General features: G+C 37.6%; 22 protein-coding genes. 2 read left to right on the forward strand and 20 right to left on the reverse strand.

Annotation, left to right across the window (positions count from 1 at the left end; translation table 11 throughout):
• Positions 1-7: 7 nt before the first annotated feature.
• Positions 8-133 (reverse strand): hypothetical protein, encoded by a 126-nt coding sequence (locus MKX73_RS17440; protein ID WP_340718549.1) that lies wholly within the window; start codon positions 131-133, stop codon positions 8-10.
• 56 nt (positions 134-189) lie between these two features.
• Entirely contained in the window at positions 190-804 is a 615-nt protein-coding gene (locus tag MKX73_RS17445) for a kinase (protein WP_340718550.1), read from the reverse strand.
• A 170-nt stretch (positions 805-974) separates the two neighbouring features.
• Here MKX73_RS17445 and MKX73_RS17450 point away from each other — a divergent pair, with 170 nt between their 5' ends.
• Together MKX73_RS17450 and MKX73_RS17455 are read left to right on the forward strand one after the other, a co-directional pair.
• On the forward strand, positions 975-1,358 hold the full coding sequence (locus MKX73_RS17450) for a nuclear transport factor 2 family protein (RefSeq protein ID WP_340718932.1): 384 nt from the start codon (positions 975-977) through the stop codon (positions 1,356-1,358).
• Positions 1,358-1,849, forward strand: a complete 492-nt coding sequence (locus MKX73_RS17455) for a histone acetyltransferase (RefSeq protein ID WP_340718551.1) — start codon at positions 1,358-1,360, stop codon at positions 1,847-1,849. The genes MKX73_RS17450 and MKX73_RS17455 overlap by 1 nt, the downstream gene beginning before the upstream one ends.
• Positions 1,850-1,909: 60 nt before the next feature.
• Here MKX73_RS17455 and MKX73_RS17460 read toward each other — a convergent pair whose 3' ends face one another.
• From MKX73_RS17460 to MKX73_RS17545, 18 genes are all read right to left on the reverse strand, one after another.
• Positions 1,910-3,709: a S9 family peptidase gene (locus MKX73_RS17460; RefSeq protein ID WP_340718552.1), complete on the reverse strand. Its 1,800-nt coding sequence runs from the start codon at positions 3,707-3,709 to the stop codon at positions 1,910-1,912.
• Between the two features lie 212 nt (positions 3,710-3,921).
• On the reverse strand, positions 3,922-4,527 hold the full coding sequence (locus MKX73_RS17465) for an ABC-2 transporter permease (protein ID WP_340718553.1): 606 nt from the start codon (positions 4,525-4,527) through the stop codon (positions 3,922-3,924).
• A complete protein-coding gene (locus MKX73_RS17470; RefSeq protein ID WP_340718554.1) occupies positions 4,520-5,386 on the reverse strand; it encodes an ABC transporter ATP-binding protein in 867 nt (288 codons plus the stop codon). The genes MKX73_RS17465 and MKX73_RS17470 overlap by 8 nt, the downstream gene beginning before the upstream one ends.
• Positions 5,387-5,391: 5 nt before the next feature.
• A complete protein-coding gene (locus MKX73_RS17475; protein ID WP_340718555.1) occupies positions 5,392-5,763 on the reverse strand; it encodes a GntR family transcriptional regulator in 372 nt (123 codons plus the stop codon).
• Between the two features lie 300 nt (positions 5,764-6,063).
• Positions 6,064-7,614, reverse strand: a complete 1,551-nt coding sequence (gene tnpC, locus MKX73_RS17480) for an IS66 family transposase (RefSeq protein ID WP_340718479.1) — start codon at positions 7,612-7,614, stop codon at positions 6,064-6,066.
• Between the two features lie 62 nt (positions 7,615-7,676).
• Positions 7,677-8,030: an IS66 family insertion sequence element accessory protein TnpB gene (gene tnpB, locus MKX73_RS17485; protein ID WP_340718478.1), complete on the reverse strand. Its 354-nt coding sequence runs from the start codon at positions 8,028-8,030 to the stop codon at positions 7,677-7,679.
• Positions 8,027-8,218, reverse strand: coding sequence for a hypothetical protein (locus MKX73_RS17490; protein ID WP_340718477.1), 192 nt, complete (start codon positions 8,216-8,218; stop codon positions 8,027-8,029). The genes tnpB (MKX73_RS17485) and MKX73_RS17490 overlap by 4 nt, the downstream gene beginning before the upstream one ends.
• A 267-nt stretch (positions 8,219-8,485) precedes the next feature.
• Positions 8,486-10,036 (reverse strand): IS66 family transposase, encoded by a 1,551-nt coding sequence (gene tnpC / locus MKX73_RS17495; protein WP_340718479.1) that lies wholly within the window; start codon positions 10,034-10,036, stop codon positions 8,486-8,488.
• A gap of 62 nt (positions 10,037-10,098) precedes the next feature.
• The gene (tnpB, locus tag MKX73_RS17500; RefSeq protein ID WP_340718478.1) at positions 10,099-10,452 is read right to left on the reverse strand and encodes an IS66 family insertion sequence element accessory protein TnpB; all 354 of its coding nucleotides are present in this window, start codon (positions 10,450-10,452) and stop codon (positions 10,099-10,101) included.
• Complete coding sequence (locus MKX73_RS17505) at positions 10,449-10,640, reverse strand: hypothetical protein (RefSeq protein ID WP_340718477.1); 192 nt, start codon at positions 10,638-10,640, stop codon at positions 10,449-10,451. The genes tnpB (MKX73_RS17500) and MKX73_RS17505 overlap by 4 nt, the downstream gene beginning before the upstream one ends.
• Before the next feature lie 174 nt (positions 10,641-10,814).
• Positions 10,815-11,429: a TetR/AcrR family transcriptional regulator gene (locus MKX73_RS17510; protein ID WP_340718557.1), complete on the reverse strand. Its 615-nt coding sequence runs from the start codon at positions 11,427-11,429 to the stop codon at positions 10,815-10,817.
• A gap of 41 nt (positions 11,430-11,470) precedes the next feature.
• A complete protein-coding gene (locus MKX73_RS17515) occupies positions 11,471-12,640 on the reverse strand; it encodes a thiolase family protein (RefSeq protein WP_340718558.1) in 1,170 nt (389 codons plus the stop codon).
• Between the two features lie 82 nt (positions 12,641-12,722).
• Positions 12,723-13,121 carry a MaoC/PaaZ C-terminal domain-containing protein gene (locus MKX73_RS17520; protein WP_340718559.1) on the reverse strand — a complete coding sequence of 133 codons (399 nt, stop codon included), beginning with the start codon at positions 13,119-13,121 and terminating at the stop codon, positions 12,723-12,725.
• Positions 13,118-13,567 (reverse strand): MaoC family dehydratase N-terminal domain-containing protein, encoded by a 450-nt coding sequence (locus MKX73_RS17525; protein WP_340718560.1) that lies wholly within the window; start codon positions 13,565-13,567, stop codon positions 13,118-13,120. Before MKX73_RS17525 ends, MKX73_RS17520 begins: the two co-directional genes overlap by 4 nt.
• Positions 13,568-13,584: 17 nt before the next feature.
• Positions 13,585-14,349 carry a beta-ketoacyl-ACP reductase gene (locus tag MKX73_RS17530; protein WP_340718561.1) on the reverse strand — a complete coding sequence of 255 codons (765 nt, stop codon included), beginning with the start codon at positions 14,347-14,349 and terminating at the stop codon, positions 13,585-13,587.
• A gap of 100 nt (positions 14,350-14,449) precedes the next feature.
• Positions 14,450-15,451 carry an MBL fold metallo-hydrolase gene (locus tag MKX73_RS17535; protein WP_340718562.1) on the reverse strand — a complete coding sequence of 334 codons (1,002 nt, stop codon included), beginning with the start codon at positions 15,449-15,451 and terminating at the stop codon, positions 14,450-14,452.
• Between the two features lie 66 nt (positions 15,452-15,517).
• Positions 15,518-17,140, reverse strand: coding sequence for an ABC transporter substrate-binding protein (locus tag MKX73_RS17540; protein ID WP_340718563.1), 1,623 nt, complete (start codon positions 17,138-17,140; stop codon positions 15,518-15,520).
• Positions 17,141-17,177: 37 nt separating this feature from the next.
• A complete protein-coding gene (locus tag MKX73_RS17545) occupies positions 17,178-18,017 on the reverse strand; it encodes an ABC transporter permease (protein WP_082990822.1) in 840 nt (279 codons plus the stop codon).
• Between the last annotated feature and the right edge of the window lie 71 nt (positions 18,018-18,088).

Here is an 18,088-nt window from a genome sequence, read left to right on the forward strand (position 1 = left end):
GTACGTATCATAGCCAATCTTTCACATATGCAACTAACCCTAATACTCCACCTAATCCAGCCCCAATAAATACAGGAATAACATAACTCGACTTTTTTTGCGCACTACTCTTTGAATAAATTTTTTCTTTCATTAAACGTTCTCCCCTCTATCAACTTATACGTTCAAATTCTACGGAAGTTTCAAAATTCAGTTAAATTTTTGAATATAATGAGCTCGTTCCATAGGTTTTTGTTTTTCCAAATAATATTCTTCTGCAGGCCAATATCGTTTCGTATATTTGTTTACTCTTTCATCTATATCCCCAATATATGTATCTCGTTGAATTACACGTGCGTACCTCATTTCTTTAGGACAATCCAAGAAAACGATATAATCATAACAGTTTTTCCATTCATCCCGTAAAAGAAAGATGCCTTCTATAATTACCATGCTGCAGTCAGATAAATTAATTGTTTGGTCGAGATGAGTATCCTCTTCTTTTTGATAAAGGGGTAGTTTTAATGATGGGACATTTTGTCGTATTTTTAGAAAAAGCTGCTCTTTCAAAAATTTGGTGTCCCACTGTAATTGATAATATTCAAACCATTGTTCATGCCCTGTATTATACCGCTTGGATTTTTCAACGATATGGTCATCAATATGAATTACAACGACATTTTCTAAAATACGTTTAAGCTGCTTTACAAGCGTAGTTTTGCCGGCACCCGATAAGCCATCTATAGCAACGATATAAGGCCTTTTTTCAATATGCTTTTCATATTCTTCACTTATTTGACGAATTAAATTATTTAAGTAGTCCATTGAATGAAATCCTTTCAGCTGTTAGTTGAAATTCCTTAAAAGCGTTGTGCATATAAATATTCCCTTTTTATTACCAAAAAGGATTTAAGATATCTTTAATTTAGAGGATTTAACTTGTAAAATCTAGAAATAAGTTAAGGTATACATAAAAAAGTTAGGTGGTAATTGTGTTGATAGAGAATTTAAAAGAGCATTTACAGCAACTAGAGGAAAGTCATACCGGGTTGGAAGTTAGAAGGAGTAAAGAAAAGCTTGATGCCATTTTAGCAGATGATTTTTTTGAGATTGGCAGCTCCGGTTATATTTATGATAAAAAAGAGTGTCTTGAAACGGGTGTTGTTATGACAGAAATGAAGCTGCATAACTACGAAATCTATCCGCTCGCTCATGACATTGTCTTAGCTACTTATTTTTTAGTTGATACCACTAGAGAACGGAATACACTGCGCAGTTCGATTTGGAAATTGATTGACGGGCACTGGCAGCTCTATTTCCATCAAGGAACAATAACGCCACTTCAATTGACTAGTTTTACTGGCAAGGTGTCTAAGTGATGAGAAAATGGCTTTGGTTAATCTCTATTGGTGCCATTGTGTTGGGCTGGTTTATTTTTGATATGTGGCAAGAGTCTAGCAGGGATGCGATTATAGGAAAAGCTTTGAATAGTCATATTGATACGGTTTCAATTAGAGATACGAAAACAAATGAAGAAGTTTTAGTGATGACGAATTCGGACCCCGCTTTTACTCCTATGGTTGAAATTTACAGGTTCCCATACATTCAGTTGGAACGGCCGGACAATAAAATCCTTAAAGAAGAGCCAGTGCTTGAAATCGAATACTTACAGGAAAACGAAGTCATGTATGTGGTGAGGGTCCATCAGTTTAATCGTAAGCCAGTACTGGAACAGCAATTAGCAGCCAGTTACATATATTCTCCTGAAAATAGCGATAACGTGTATTTTTTTGAAGTGAGAGGCAATGATCAGCTGGTCAAAGTGAACGACGGGTTAAAAACGCTAATCGATATCATTACTTCAAAGTAAAAACAGCGACAATCACTTTTGTATAATGATTGTCGCTTATTATATTTTATCTAATAAAAGTTATGCTTCCACTTTAGACTCTGCAAATTGGCTGAAGAAGGAAAGGATTTTTTGGTAAACCGCAATTTCATTTTCTTTTTTGGAGAATCCGTGCCCTTCATCTTCAAGAAGCATATATTCGACTTCACGGCCTTTATCTTTCAGCGCCTGCACAATTTGATCCGACTCTTCTTTCACAACGCGCGGATCATTTGCTCCTTGGATAACGAGCATTGGTTTTGTCATTGTCTCTAAATACGTAATCGGGGAATATTCGATAAATTTTTCTTTGTCTCTTTCAGGATTTCCTACCCATTGATCCATCATCGGCTTCCAGTCTTCCGGAACCGAATTGACAAATGAAAACAAATCCGATGGTCCAAAGATATCGACTACCGCTTTGAAATAATCCGCATGACGTCCGTGAAGCAGTAAGGCCATATAGCCACCATAGCTTCCACCCATCAATAAAATATTACCCTTTTCTGCATAACCCTTATCAATAAGCCAATCAAGACCTGCGACATTATCAAGTCGCGGACCATATCCCCAATCTCCGTTTACCATTTTTGTGAAAGCTAATCCATAACCTGTTGATCCACGGAAATTTGGCGCAAATATACTATAGCCATTATTTAAAAAGAACTGGAACGAAGCTCTAAAGAATTTTCGCTCTGCAGCTTGTGGACCACCATGTGGCCAGAAGATGATTTCCCCATTATCATTTTCCTTTTTCGCTTTGAAGAATAAAGATTCAATTTCCAGCCCATCAAAAGAAGGGTACGTAATAACTTCAGGCTCCACTAATTCGCTATGGTCGACACCCGGAACTGCATATTGCGTAAGAGGAATCCATTCATTATCTGTCAATCGGTAAATATTATCCGGTTTAGTAGCAGTACCGCCTAAAACATATAAATTACCTGACTTCGTGACAACAAGCTTATCGATCGTGCTACATGGCGCTTGTATTTTCTGCCACTCATTTGAAGACAAATCATACATGTATACAGTATCTTCTACACCTTTTTCACTGACAATATATAAGCGCTGTTTATGTTGGTCATATTTCAGAGTAGTGAAGCCTTCATTCTCAATATCTTTTACTTTAATAAATTCATTTGTTTCTAAATTATACGAAGCTAAGTATGTAAAATCTGCGTTGTAGTCCGTTAAAAAATAAACAAGATCATCTGTTGCGAAACATGCATCACTAACCGTGTGCTGAGAATCGGTAGACGGTGTCAGCAAAGTATGGTCGTTCTCCCGTTTTGCATACAACAGTGTATGTGTATTTGAATACGCCGTCATATAAAGGAGCGTTTCTTCATTCGGGCTTAAACCAACTGTTAACGTAGGTGTCGTTTTCCCTTCTAAAACTAATTCTTCCGCCCCTGTCTCCAGGTCATATTTATACGTATTCAAAAAAGAAGGATTTCCTTTTGAAGAAGTGTAGTAAAGCTTTTTCCCGTCTTCTGAAAGGATCATTCCAGTATTGCGTGTTCCTTCTTCATGAATAATTGGTTGTAATGTACCGCCATGAAGAGGCAACCCGTAAAATTGTGTATTTTCATTGCCATCGTCATCAAAACCAGCAAGGATGAATCGTCCTTGTTTATCATACAGAAGACCTTGACAGCTCTGGTTATTGAATGTCAGCTGTGTCGGGAATGTACTAGGCAGATTCATTGCCCATAAATTATACTTTCCGCTTAAATTTGTACTGAAAACGAGTTGATTTTCATCTGGACTTACCGCAAAATCTCTTATTGAAAATGTCCTTAAAAACTGCTCTGCCCCTGGTTTAGGAAATGAAACCATATTGAATACTCCTCCTTTATAATAAAAAACTGAATTAATACTAAATTACCATAAATATACTATTAGAGAAACAAATAAGTAATTCGCAAGGAAATTGTAAGCATTAATTCCTAATTACCAACTAAAAAAGCAAACCAGCACGTTGCGAAGTTTGCTCTTTGAATAGCTAATGAATTATTTATATTTCACATCAGTATGGATATTATCTTTACTTATAACGCCTTTCGCTGGTAAATGCTGTTGGTAACAAACCAAGAACCAACATAGAGTGTGATGACGACAATTGTTACTCCTGTATATAAAGCAGGGATGGATAAATTAATAATAACATCCTTTATAACGGTCAATTGGTCTGCTAAAAATATCGCAATAGACGGTCCGACCGCTGTTAAAAGGAGAAAACTAATCAATACAGCCGGAAAAATATAACCTGGTTTAAATAAATAAAATAATGGGAAGGTAAAGGAAGCAAATAATAAAAATAAACTACAGCCAATCGCAATGTGTGTTAGTGTAAAAGGTTTATTGAAAACAAACAATGTGAGACTTGTCACACCAATTGCTAAAACCATATAGATAATAGCACCGATATAGCGTGATGCGATTATTTCCGAACGTGTATAAGGTAAGGAATTTAACAATATGTTCGTCTCTACTTTTTCATCGTAAGCATATGTGTTAAAGGGAATAAGAATACTGGCAACAAGAAAGATCATAACTGGATTTGCTTCCATTATAATAAAGAAAATGACAAAAGGAATAAAAAGTAATAGCTGTTTTTTCTGTAATATGACATCACGTCTAATTAGATTAAACATGTTGTATTCCCCCTTTCAAGTAATACATGATCTCTTCCAGAGAGGCTTGATCAATGGCAACGGTGTCTCCGAAAATTCTTTGTACTCCTTTGATATCATCCGTTAATGCTTCAAATCCTGTTAATGCACGGTGAACATGAATAAAAGCCTTTTCAGTGTCGCGATCCAGAAGTTCCAATCTTCCTTTAACAAGTGCATAGTTTTCAACTACATCAAGAATAGACTGATTAAATATTAATTCCCCCTTCTGAATGAGAGCGATATAATCTGCAATACGGTCTAAATCGGATGTAATATGTGTGGAGAAGAAAATGGTACGATCTCCATCCACCATTAACTCCTGTAAAAGCTCCAAAAGCTCTCGTCTAAAAATGGGATCTAAACCTGCTGTTGGCTCGTCCATAATAATAAGTTCCGCATGATGGGATAGTGCTATGGCCAATGATGCCTTCATTTGCATTCCTTTTGAAAATGTCTTTATTTGTTTATTCAGCGGCAATTCAAATTTTTCCAAGTATTGATGAAATAGTGATTCATCCCAGCGTTTGTATGCAGGGCCCACGATGCGCTTTATATCTTTTAAGTTCAGCCCTTCAAAAAACACATTGCCATCGTAAACAAACCCAATGCGCTCTTTAATCGCCTTCTCATGATTCATGTAATCCAAACCGAAAAGCTTAATTTCACCGACATCCGGTCTTAATAGATTCATCATCATTTTTATCGTAGTCGATTTACCCGCACCGTTTGCCCCAATAAAGCCTGTTATAAAGCCTTTCTTCACTTCTAAATTTAGATTTTTAACAGAAAAACCTTTAAACTTTTTCGAAACATTTGTAAGTTCAACAACATTCTCCATTCAAATCACTCCTCATATAAAATTTTTAATAAGTCTTGTAATTCTTCAAGTGAGATGCCAATTTCTCTGCTATTCGTGATGACCAAGCTCATTTGCTCCTCAATGACTTTCAATTTCTTTTCTTTTATGACTTCTAAATTTTGCTCTGCAACAAAGGACCCTTTTCCGACAATCGAATAGATAAAGCCCGCCTTTTCTAATTCCTCGTAAGCACGCTTCGTTGTGATTACACTAATTTGCAGTTCTTTGGCAAGATTACGCATGGAAGGTATTGCTTCCCCCTCATGCAATTCACCTGCTAAAATGGCGGATTTAATCTGATTTGTAATTTGTTCATAAATTGGTTCCTTAGAAATGTTTGAAATAATTATTTGCATGCCAATCCCTCATTTTTACTTATTAAAAATCAATTAAAATTGTGTTCTTTATTACTTGTTTTAACAGTTAAGCCGTAATATAAAATGTGAAACATCCAAATAATCACAAACCTTTTTGTATAATGTATATATACTATAAGCACATTATATACATACCTCCAATATTAGTTCAACCATTTTTTGTAAACACAACTTGTTGCCACTGTAAAAAAATCGTAAGCCCGAAATATAAAAAATAGCGCACCTTTACGGTACGCACGACAAATGGCCAACTATCCTAAATTTTTTTCAGATAGTTGGCTATTTTGCACATGTGGCTTGAATATTTTCTGACCAAGGCATGTAGTTATGTAAAATCTCAGGTTGCTGATGAAATGGTAAATTTGGTAATTCCGTCATCAGCTTCACCAGATACTGATAAAAATCAATCCCGTTTGCTTTGGCCGTTTCAGCCAAGCTTAAACAGATGGCATTCGCATTGGCACCCGCTTCGCTCACAGAGAAAAGCCAATTTTTACGGCCAATAACATTTGGACGAATCGCATTTTCAGCGGGATTATTGTCAATTGCGATGTGACCGTTATCAAGAAAGACTTTTAACTCATCTGCTCGGCTCAATGTGTAGTCCGCTGCTTTCGCAATTGCGTTTTTACCAAAGAAAGGAGAACGGTCAATCCAATCGAAAAATTCAGCTACGATGGGCTTTGCTTCTTGTTGACGAACTCGCACACGTTCTTCCGGTAAAAGGTGTTTGATTTTACGCTCGATGTGAAATAAACGATCGCAATATTCAACACCTATTCGCCCGTTTTTACTATCAGCTTTCAGCCAATAACGTCGTACGTGCGCCCAACAGTTAGCGAACTGAACATTAGGCAATTGACCATAAGCCGAATAGCCATCACAAATCACAGTCCCTTTGAACCCTGCAATTAAATTTTCTAATATAGCTCGCCCTCGTGAGAGAGCGCTCTTAAATAAAACGATAATAGGACCTTCACTTTGTACACTACGACATACCCAGTTATAGGCGTTCGATTGAGCGGATTTCCCATCTGAACGTTTGAGTATTTGTGCATACGTTTCATCCACATGCAGCACAGATTTCGCCGTCAATAGTTGCTTCATCAAAACATAAAGCGGTTGAAGCCAATCTTCTGCTACGCGTATTACCCAATTGGATAAATTCTTATCGTTGGTATGTAGGCCATGTCGCTCCCATTCATTTACCTGACGGTAAAGAGGCAAGTACTGGATAAACTTATCATAGATAAGTTTTGCTAAAACAGTGGGTCCGGCAATGCTTCTTTGGATAGCGCCTTGTGGTGCTTTACCACGTTTGATTTGTGCTTTTTGTAGGGCATCTTTTTTACACGCTTTGCACTCATAAGCATGTTCAAAATGTTGTACACGTTTCAACGTAGCTGGAATAAATTTCGCTTCTTCACGTACCATCGTTGAACTGAATTCTACCATTTCACCGAGACAACAATCACAAGCTAAATTAGCTGGATGATGATGAATTTCCTCAACTTCAATATCCTCACGAAACGAATCATTTCGTTTTTTATTTGTCTTTTTACGAGTAACGGTATAACTAACCGTTTCCGTGCTTTGTTCTTCTGTCTGCTCAGGTTCGTTAAAAGACGGATCTTCTTCAAATAAAGAGCCCTGTCCGTCTGGTGCTTGATATTTGGATTTCTCTGACTTAGAGCCGTATAAGGCTTTCGTTAATTGACGAACTTGTTCCGTCAACGCTTCTATTTGTCGATTTGACTGAGCTAACTGTTCTTCAAGTAATCGTATAATACGTTCGTTTTGTTCTTCTTGCTTCTGTTTAACAAGCGTCAAATCGTTCACCACTTTTCCGTTCAAGTTATATGTGGATGATTATACCATTTAATATATGATGATTAAAAGATACCTTTTACAGATTTTGCAATTGCCTTCGGCTGTTGTAGAGATAATCCTTCCAACAACCAACGCAGCTCTTGTTGCGAAAGTTTGCGTACCTCATTTTCATCTTTTGGCCATTGTAATTTCCCATTATCTAATCGTTTATAAAGCATGGCGAAGCCATCTCCATCGAAATACAAACATTTATACCGATCCTTGCTCCATCCAGAAAACAGAAAGATAGAATCACTATACGGATCCAATTCGAAAGAATCTTGAATGAGCGTTGCGAGACCATCAATACCTTTACGCATGTCTGTCTTACCGCAGATGATGTAGATGTTTTGCACGCTCGTAAAATCCTGTTTCATCCCTTCAGCTCCTTCATAATGGTTTGGATAATGCGCTCATCTACGCCATTGAAGAAGGAAATTTCAGCCACAGCGGTTTTAATTACACAACTTGGCTCAGCAGTGTATTGAAGAGAATGATTCGAAGAAGTTTCAACTGGAAGAGGATCGAGTTTGACGGGAACAATGGTTAATTTGTTTTTAGACATAAATGGCACCTCCTTTGGTTGATACATTTATCGTACCGGAGGTGCCTGATGTTTTATATGCGTTGTTTGATTACGGGCTTACAAAAAATCTATAAAAAAGCCACATAACCTTGTTTTCACAATGTCTGTGGCTAATTTTTTAATTTACAAATTTTGAACGGATAAAAAAAAAGAGTAACACAGTAAGCCCGAAATATAAAAAATAGCGCACCTTTACGGTACGCACGACAAATGGCCAACTATCCTAAATTTTTTTCAGATAGTTGGCTATTTTGCACATGTGGCTTGAATATTTTCTGACCAAGGCATGTAGTTATGTAAAATCTCAGGTTGCTGATGAAATGGTAAATTTGGTAATTCCGTCATCAGCTTCACCAGATACTGATAAAAATCAATCCCGTTTGCTTTGGCCGTTTCAGCCAAGCTTAAACAGATGGCATTCGCATTGGCACCCGCTTCGCTCACAGAGAAAAGCCAATTTTTACGGCCAATAACATTTGGACGAATCGCATTTTCAGCGGGATTATTGTCAATTGCGATGTGACCGTTATCAAGAAAGACTTTTAACTCATCTGCTCGGCTCAATGTGTAGTCCGCTGCTTTCGCAATTGCGTTTTTACCAAAGAAAGGAGAACGGTCAATCCAATCGAAAAATTCAGCTACGATGGGCTTTGCTTCTTGTTGACGAACTCGCACACGTTCTTCCGGTAAAAGGTGTTTGATTTTACGCTCGATGTGAAATAAACGATCGCAATATTCAACACCTATTCGCCCGTTTTTACTATCAGCTTTCAGCCAATAACGTCGTACGTGCGCCCAACAGTTAGCGAACTGAACATTAGGCAATTGACCATAAGCCGAATAGCCATCACAAATCACAGTCCCTTTGAACCCTGCAATTAAATTTTCTAATATAGCTCGCCCTCGTGAGAGAGCGCTCTTAAATAAAACGATAATAGGACCTTCACTTTGTACACTACGACATACCCAGTTATAGGCGTTCGATTGAGCGGATTTCCCATCTGAACGTTTGAGTATTTGTGCATACGTTTCATCCACATGCAGCACAGATTTCGCCGTCAATAGTTGCTTCATCAAAACATAAAGCGGTTGAAGCCAATCTTCTGCTACGCGTATTACCCAATTGGATAAATTCTTATCGTTGGTATGTAGGCCATGTCGCTCCCATTCATTTACCTGACGGTAAAGAGGCAAGTACTGGATAAACTTATCATAGATAAGTTTTGCTAAAACAGTGGGTCCGGCAATGCTTCTTTGGATAGCGCCTTGTGGTGCTTTACCACGTTTGATTTGTGCTTTTTGTAGGGCATCTTTTTTACACGCTTTGCACTCATAAGCATGTTCAAAATGTTGTACACGTTTCAACGTAGCTGGAATAAATTTCGCTTCTTCACGTACCATCGTTGAACTGAATTCTACCATTTCACCGAGACAACAATCACAAGCTAAATTAGCTGGATGATGATGAATTTCCTCAACTTCAATATCCTCACGAAACGAATCATTTCGTTTTTTATTTGTCTTTTTACGAGTAACGGTATAACTAACCGTTTCCGTGCTTTGTTCTTCTGTCTGCTCAGGTTCGTTAAAAGACGGATCTTCTTCAAATAAAGAGCCCTGTCCGTCTGGTGCTTGATATTTGGATTTCTCTGACTTAGAGCCGTATAAGGCTTTCGTTAATTGACGAACTTGTTCCGTCAACGCTTCTATTTGTCGATTTGACTGAGCTAACTGTTCTTCAAGTAATCGTATAATACGTTCGTTTTGTTCTTCTTGCTTCTGTTTAACAAGCGTCAAATCGTTCACCACTTTTCCGTTCAAGTTATATGTGGATGATTATACCATTTAATATATGATGATTAAAAGATACCTTTTACAGATTTTGCAATTGCCTTCGGCTGTTGTAGAGATAATCCTTCCAACAACCAACGCAGCTCTTGTTGCGAAAGTTTGCGTACCTCATTTTCATCTTTTGGCCATTGTAATTTCCCATTATCTAATCGTTTATAAAGCATGGCGAAGCCATCTCCATCGAAATACAAACATTTATACCGATCCTTGCTCCATCCAGAAAACAGAAAGATAGAATCACTATACGGATCCAATTCGAAAGAATCTTGAATGAGCGTTGCGAGACCATCAATACCTTTACGCATGTCTGTCTTACCGCAGATGATGTAGATGTTTTGCACGCTCGTAAAATCCTGTTTCATCCCTTCAGCTCCTTCATAATGGTTTGGATAATGCGCTCATCTACGCCATTGAAGAAGGAAATTTCAGCCACAGCGGTTTTAATTACACAACTTGGCTCAGCAGTGTATTGAAGAGAATGATTCGAAGAAGTTTCAACTGGAAGAGGATCGAGTTTGACGGGAACAATGGTTAATTTGTTTTTAGACATAAATGGCACCTCCTTTGGTTGATACATTTATCGTACCGGAGGTGCCTGATGTTTTATATGCGTTGTTTGATTACGGGCTTACGTAACACAGATGCCTGTTTACTCTTTTGCTCGTAATTTGTCCATAAATTTCTTTTCGTGCATTGGCTAATATTTCTATAATTATATTCCCTTTTAAAAAATACTTCCGCTGAAGTTTCCATTCTTATATCCCGTAGTGTTTGTATCTTTATTTATTCCATTTAATATCATTTCCATATAAGTACTCACAAGCTCTTCTTCTGTTACTTCTCCATCCGGATTATACCAATTATATGAACGGTTAACCATGCCGAGGATGCCAAAGATAACAATATCACTTCTAAGATCTTCCCTGAATTCTCCTTTTTCAATACCTTCATCAAAAAGCTTTTCGAGATTTATACGAAACTCTTTTCGGTAATCATTGATTAACTTTAATTGCTTATCATCCAGATGCCGAAACTCCCGATGAAATACTCTTGCGCTCTTACCATGTACTTTAATATTTTTTATAATTAAATGAATTAATTTATTTATTTTTACTATACTGCTTAGATATTCATCATTTAAAATCACTTCTTGTTCGGCTAATAACTCTTTAATATAATTTAAGTGAATATCCATTAATAATTCCTGTTTACTTTTAAAGTAATAATAAAAGGTACCCTTTGTCACACCGATCGTATCAATAATATCTTGAATGGAAGTTTTGCTGAACCCCTTTTTATCAAAGAGGTCTATACTTTCTTTAAGAATTCTTCCGCGCATTTAATTTACTCCTCAAGTCATTATTTTTTTACAATTTTAGTTCACTCCCTTTCGATTACTAAAGAGATTCCTTGGCCTCCACCGATACAAGCTGTAATAAGGGCGAATTTCCCAGCCGATCGTTTCAATTCATATACAGCTTTTGTTATTAAAATTGCGCCTGTTGCACCTAATGGATGCCCATGTGCAATTGCTCCGCCATTAACATTTAGTTTTTCCGGATCTATTCCCAATTCCCGGTCACAGGCGATTACCTGTGCAGCAAACGCCTCGTTCAATTCAATAATGTCCATATCGGATAAAGAAAGATTCAACTTCTCTAATAATTTTTTCGTTGCCGGTACGGGACCAATTCCCATGATATTAGGGTCTACTCCTGCAACGGTTGATCCTTTAATCGTGGCTAATGGTTGAATCCCTAATTCATCAGCCTTCTCTCGAGACATAATGACCATTGCTGATGCTGCATCATTCAGTCCGGAACTACTACCTGCTGTGACTGTTCCATCTCTTTGGAAAGCCGGCGATAGCTTTGCCAATGCAGCTAACGTTGTATTTGGACGCGGATGCTCATCTTTGTTAAAAAGAATCGGCTCACCTTTACGAACAGGGATACTAATTGGAACTATTTGTTCATCAAAACGCCCTTCATTAATTGCAGTTGCCATTCTTAGTTGACTTCTTAATGAATACTCATCTTGTTCCTTTCTTGTAATATCATATTTTTTTGCAAGGTTTTCTGCAGTAGTTCCCATGCCCGGGTTTCCGATTTCTTCAGGAGCAAGTAATGTTTTACGATACCTTGGCGGGATTGAACTGTATGCTTGTTCTGGACGCTCATATTGATATGGTGCGCGGCTCATGCTTTCAATCCCCCCGGCAACATATATATCACCTGCACCAGATTGTATCGCTTGGGCAGCTAATGCAGCTGCATTAATACCTGAACCACATTGCCTGTCTATGGTTAACCCCGGTATGTTGACAGATAAACCGCCCTGTAAAGCTGTTAATCTAGCAATATTGCCGCCACCACTTAAAACATTTCCTAAAATCACATCATCTATCATTTCTGGATTAAGATTCACTCTCTTGATTGCTTCTTTAATTACTTCCCCTCCATACAGATGAGCAGGAAGACTTGCTAATGCCCCACCTTGTTTTCCAATTGCCGTACGAACAGCTGATACAATGACAGCATCTCTTTTCATATATGGTCTCCTTATTATCAGTTTATATATAAAGGATTTGCCCCTGCCCCTATCCTATTTGAAATCGAGACAAACCCTTTAATTAATAACGTTCAAATATTAATTTTCCCTTAACCACAGCTTTTTGATGCTGGTTTATAGCTTTCACATCAAAGATTAGTGATTGATCCACTTTATCCACTAAATCGGCTTTTAAAGTAAGAACGTCATTTAAAAACACCATTCCTGAAAATCGAATATTATAATCTTTTATATAGCCCTCTTCATAATAAGCCGTAAATAGCTTCGAAAGATTGCCCATCGTCCACATACCATGAGCAATAATTCCTGGTAGACCAGCTTTTTTAGCTTCTTCATCAATTGTATGAATCGGATTAAAATCACCGGAAGAACCTGAGTACTTGATTAAATCCATTCTCGATACTGGTTCTAGTGTCGTTTCAAGAGATTCACCTTTTCTTATATCCGCTAAAACTTTCATACGTTTAAGGACCTCCTTACCGTTTCCGTGATGATTGTGATCGACTCTTCAGTGAAGATTAATCTCCCATCTCTGTCTTCACCATACCGTGTCATCTTCAGGAAGCCCATTTTTCCGGTACTGCCTTCTTTTTCATAGTAATCTTCTATTTTCGAGTAGCAATAGACTTCCTCTCCAACCAAAAGAGGTCGTTCATAATGATAAATTTGTTCACCATGTATTAATCCTTTTAACGGTAATTTGAGCCCATCGATATGGCCAGATCTTAGCACCCTAGGAAATGTAAGTGGAGCAATATTTGTACCATATCGTGATTGTTTACCAATCTCTTCATCAGTATAGATTGGATGATTATCTCCAATGGATTCAGCAAATCTTCTTACAAGCTCTCTTTCAATCACATTTCTCACTTTATTAGAAGTTAGTCCAATATACTCTGTATACAAAACTTCATTCCTCCTCTTTAATTTGTCGGTCCGCCAGCTACATAGAGTACTTGCCCGTTTACAAATGAGGAATTTTCATCGGCAAAGAAAGCAACTGCATTTGCGATATCTCTAGGCTTTCCAACTCTGCCAACAGGTATTTTACTGGCACCTGCCTTTAGGAAATCTTCAAAAGGTACGCCGATTCGCTCTGCAGTAGCTTTCGTCATATCTGTCTCGATAAAACCAGGTGCAACTGCATTTGTAGTAATGCCAAATTTCCCGAATTCTCTCGCAAGTGTTTTTGTCAGACCTTGCAACCCGGCTTTAACCGTTGAATAATTTGCTTGCCCGGGGTTCCCTAATGCTGAAGTTGAAGAAATATTAATAATTCTTCCATACTTCTGCTGAACCATGTATTTTTGTGCTGCACGCGTTGTATTAAAGGCACCTTTTAAGTGAACATCGATTACCTGATCCCAGTCATTATCTGTCATTTTAAATAGTAAGTTATCGCGGATAATGCCTGCATTGTTAACCAAAATATCAATTGATCCATATTCCTTCATAACCTGTTCCATCGCGGCCTCAACTTCATGTGAATTCACAACATTTGCCTGTAGAGCTAAAATGTCGAATCCTTTTTCTTTAAATTCAGACTGTACATTTTGTAATGCTTCCGTATCAATATCAATTATGGCTATTTTTGCTCCTTCTTCAGTAAAAGTTTCTGCAATGCTTTTCCCTATACCGCGACTACCACCAGTTATAAATGCAACTCTATTTTCAAATCTTCCAGTCAAATAAATTCCTCCTGCCTTATCTACTAAAATTTTGTGTCTTAACATTTTATTAGTAGTTTTAAAGAATTATTCAGTCAAACGAAACATTATGCTTTTTTCACTAATTATTTACTAATCGGTACTTAAATACTCCATTTTGTTTTTCTGAAATGACAATATTCCGTTCTTCTAATAAATCCAGTACACTTATAATTTCAAACAAAAATGTAATTACAGCTTTCTCATACCTTCCCCGGTACATGTCTTGTATAATTTCAATTCCGGTTGCAGCACCATTTGCTTTTTTTAGTGTATTGATCACACGACTTACACGATGTTCTATATTGCTTATATGTCCGTCAATTGCTCCATTTAAATCGGAAATAATCGGGCCATGTCCTGAAAAAGTAAAGTTGGCAGAAAGTTTCCTACACTTTTCTAAATTTTTTAAATATTGGATTAAGGGTTTTGCACGCTTATTTCCGGGTTTAGGTGCATCCATCCACATTCCACCATGGACCCCTTTGATAATGTGATCTCCACAAACGAACAGTTGCTCATCTGCGCAATAAAAAGAAATATGATCCTGTGAATGACCTAACGTTTCTATAACTTGAAATGAGGGTAAACCCGGTACCATGTCTCCCTCCTCTAGTACCTCATGAACAGATGCATTTTGGAAGTAATCCCGGTGTCCCTTTCGAAACGCTGACTTGATAGCCATATCTTCTGTTAAACCAAATTCTATGAATAAGTTGTGAAAAAATTCAGAGCTCCATTCTATATAGCTTTCATCCTTTAAAATCATTTCAGTATCTTTATGCGCAAAAATCTTAATAGTAGGATTCTTCTCTAAAATCCAGTCGACAAGACCTGTATGATCATTATGGTGATGTGTTAATACAATTTGTTCAAGATCGGTTATTTCAACACCTAGTCGATGCAGGCCATTATTGAAATCATCCCAGCCCTGTTTATTTTTTAGGCCGGCATCAATAAGGGTTAACTTCTCTCCAAACACAACATATGAATTTACCGGACCAATCGGGAAGTTGGTTGTTAACTCTATTTTTTCTATCCTTTGCAAAGTACTCATTCCTTCTTTTATCGGAATTTTTCTCACATACCTTCCATGTGACGATATATTTTTAACACAAATAGTATCCAACCTTCTAAAATGATTAATATGTTATTTATCCAACCAAATATCTTTTAAATAGCCGTATCCGTAGGAAGCATGTGGATATGAATCTCTGACATAAGGCTGTATCGGAGTCTTCGTATAATAAGTAGTGATTGGAATTGGATTGACTACATTTTCTAAAACATAGCGTTGAATATCATAGACATATTTTTTTCTTTCCTCTACATCCAGTATTGTTCTCTGTTCATCAAGCATTTTGTCTAATTCAGGGTCACTGATGTTATACCAGTTTCTGGAACCATTTGTGTGTAGTTGTGTACGAAGCCATTCATCCGGCTCCTGGAAATATGTTTGGTAGCCTACACCCATGTCATAATCGACATTCGGCCATTTTTCCGAAAAGTAAGCAGCATATTCAACCAACTCTATTTCGACATTAATACCCACGTTTCTTAAATCTTCCGCAACCCATTGTGCGACACGTACAAGTTGTTCTCCGTAGCCATTTGTTACCATCATGGTCGTATCAAAACCATTTGGATACCCAGCCTCTGCCAGTAGCTTTTTTGCCTCTTCTGGGTTATATGATAATAATTTTTCTCTCTCTTCTAAAGGTAAGGCCCAATCACCTAATGAAGGATTGACTGGTCCACTCGTTTCACCGCCGCCGTAGATAGCCTTAACCATTGATTTTCGGTCAACAGCCATACTAATGGCTTTCCGTACCCGTAAATCCGTAAAAGGTTCTCTTTCCATATTCATATACAACTGTTCCTGCGTAGCAAACAGAGCTTCAAAAATTTTGATATTTGGATTTGTTTTTTGTAATTGTGTTATTTCTTCAGGGGATAGTCCACCTATAGAATCTGCCTGACCTGTACGAAATGCTGCTATCCGTGAGCCCTGTTCCGGTACGACTTTATAAATAATTTCATCTAAATACGGTTTGCCTTCTTCATAATAATTCGGATTTTTTTTGTAAGTAGCCTGCACGTTATCTTCCCATTTTTCTAACACAAATGGACCTGTTCCAATGGCGTCAGTTGCTAAATCAACTTTCCCATCAATCGCTTCCTTAGGTAAAATCCACATGAAATGGTTTGCCATGAAATTTAAAAACGGAGCAAATGGCTGTTTTAATGTAAAGACTACTGTTTGATCATCTTGCGCCACGATACTTTCTACTACAGATAATAATGCTGCTTGATGACCAGGCAAATTGATGATTCTTTCCATTGTCGATACAACGTCCTCTGCCGTTAACTGTCTGCCATTTACCGGCTCTACATCATGCCAATATGCCTCTCGAAGATGGAACGTATAAGTCTTTCCATCATCAGATACTTCCCAACGCTCTGCAAGATCCGGCACAACATTATAATCTGTATAAGCAGCATCCGGTCCTGTTTCATAAGTAACTAGCTTGTTATAAACTAATCCTGCAAGCATATGTGTATAAATTGATGACTGACGATGAGGATCGAGCATATCAGGATCTGCAGGTGTAAGAATGGTATAGGTTCCACCACTTTTCGGTGCGGTTGACCCACCTCCATCATTGTCATCTGGCTTTTCATCTGATGATTCGTTAGCGGAGCAAGCACTAATTACTAGTACTAATAATCCTAAAACGAACACATAGATTATGGATTTCAGTTTTTTATCCATAAGTATTTCCTCCTAAGGGAAAATTGTTATTAACTGCCTAAGACATTTTAGGATCAAGGAAATCCCGAAGTGCATCTCCAAATAAGTTAAATGCCAAAACTAGTATACATAAGGCTAAACCAGGGAAAAGCACGAGCCATGGTGCACTTTCCATGTATCTACTCGCATCACTCAACATTAACCCCCAGGATGGATTCGGTGGTGGAGTTCCTATTCCAAGAAAACTAAGTGATGCTTCAGCAATAATTGTTTGACCAAAAGCAAGACTTGCCATGACAATGATTGGTGCCATCATATTCGGCAATCCATGTCTCATAATGATTCGAAATGAACCTGCACCGACCGAACGAGACGCTTCTACATAATTAGATTCACGGATTCTCATCATTTCCCCTCGAACAATCCTAGCAAAACGAGGTATCTCGATAATCACCAAAGCTATAATTACATTCTGGATGGCAGGTCCCAATAAAGCCGCAATAAACAAAGCAAGAATTAAAGCTGGAATTGACATAATTGCATCCATTATTCTTTGAATTACTAAATCGATTACCCCACCAAAATATCCAGAAATCATTCCAATTAATGTTCCTAATACAATTGAAATAACAACTGTTACAATTCCAACAAGTAACGATATTTGTGAACCAAAAATTAGACGACTAAACACATCACGTCCTAAATCATCAGTGCCCATCACATGTTGTGAGTTTGGTGCTGCCAAAAATGCTGTACGATCTTGACTAATTGGGTCAAACGGTGCAATGAAAGGTGCAAATACAGCGACGGCGAAAACTAAAAGAATAATTAAAAGAGATATAAAGCCAATTTTTTGTGTTTGAATAAAGCGTTTACAATCCTCTTTAAATTTTTTCAAGTGTATGTTCCTGCTCGCCTTTATACTCTCTTTTGGCAACTCAGAGTCTATTTGTATTTGAGACAAATGAA

The sequence above is a fragment of the Solibacillus sp. FSL W7-1436 genome (assembly GCF_038007305.1).
Taxonomy (GTDB): domain Bacteria; phylum Bacillota; class Bacilli; order Bacillales_A; family Planococcaceae; genus Solibacillus.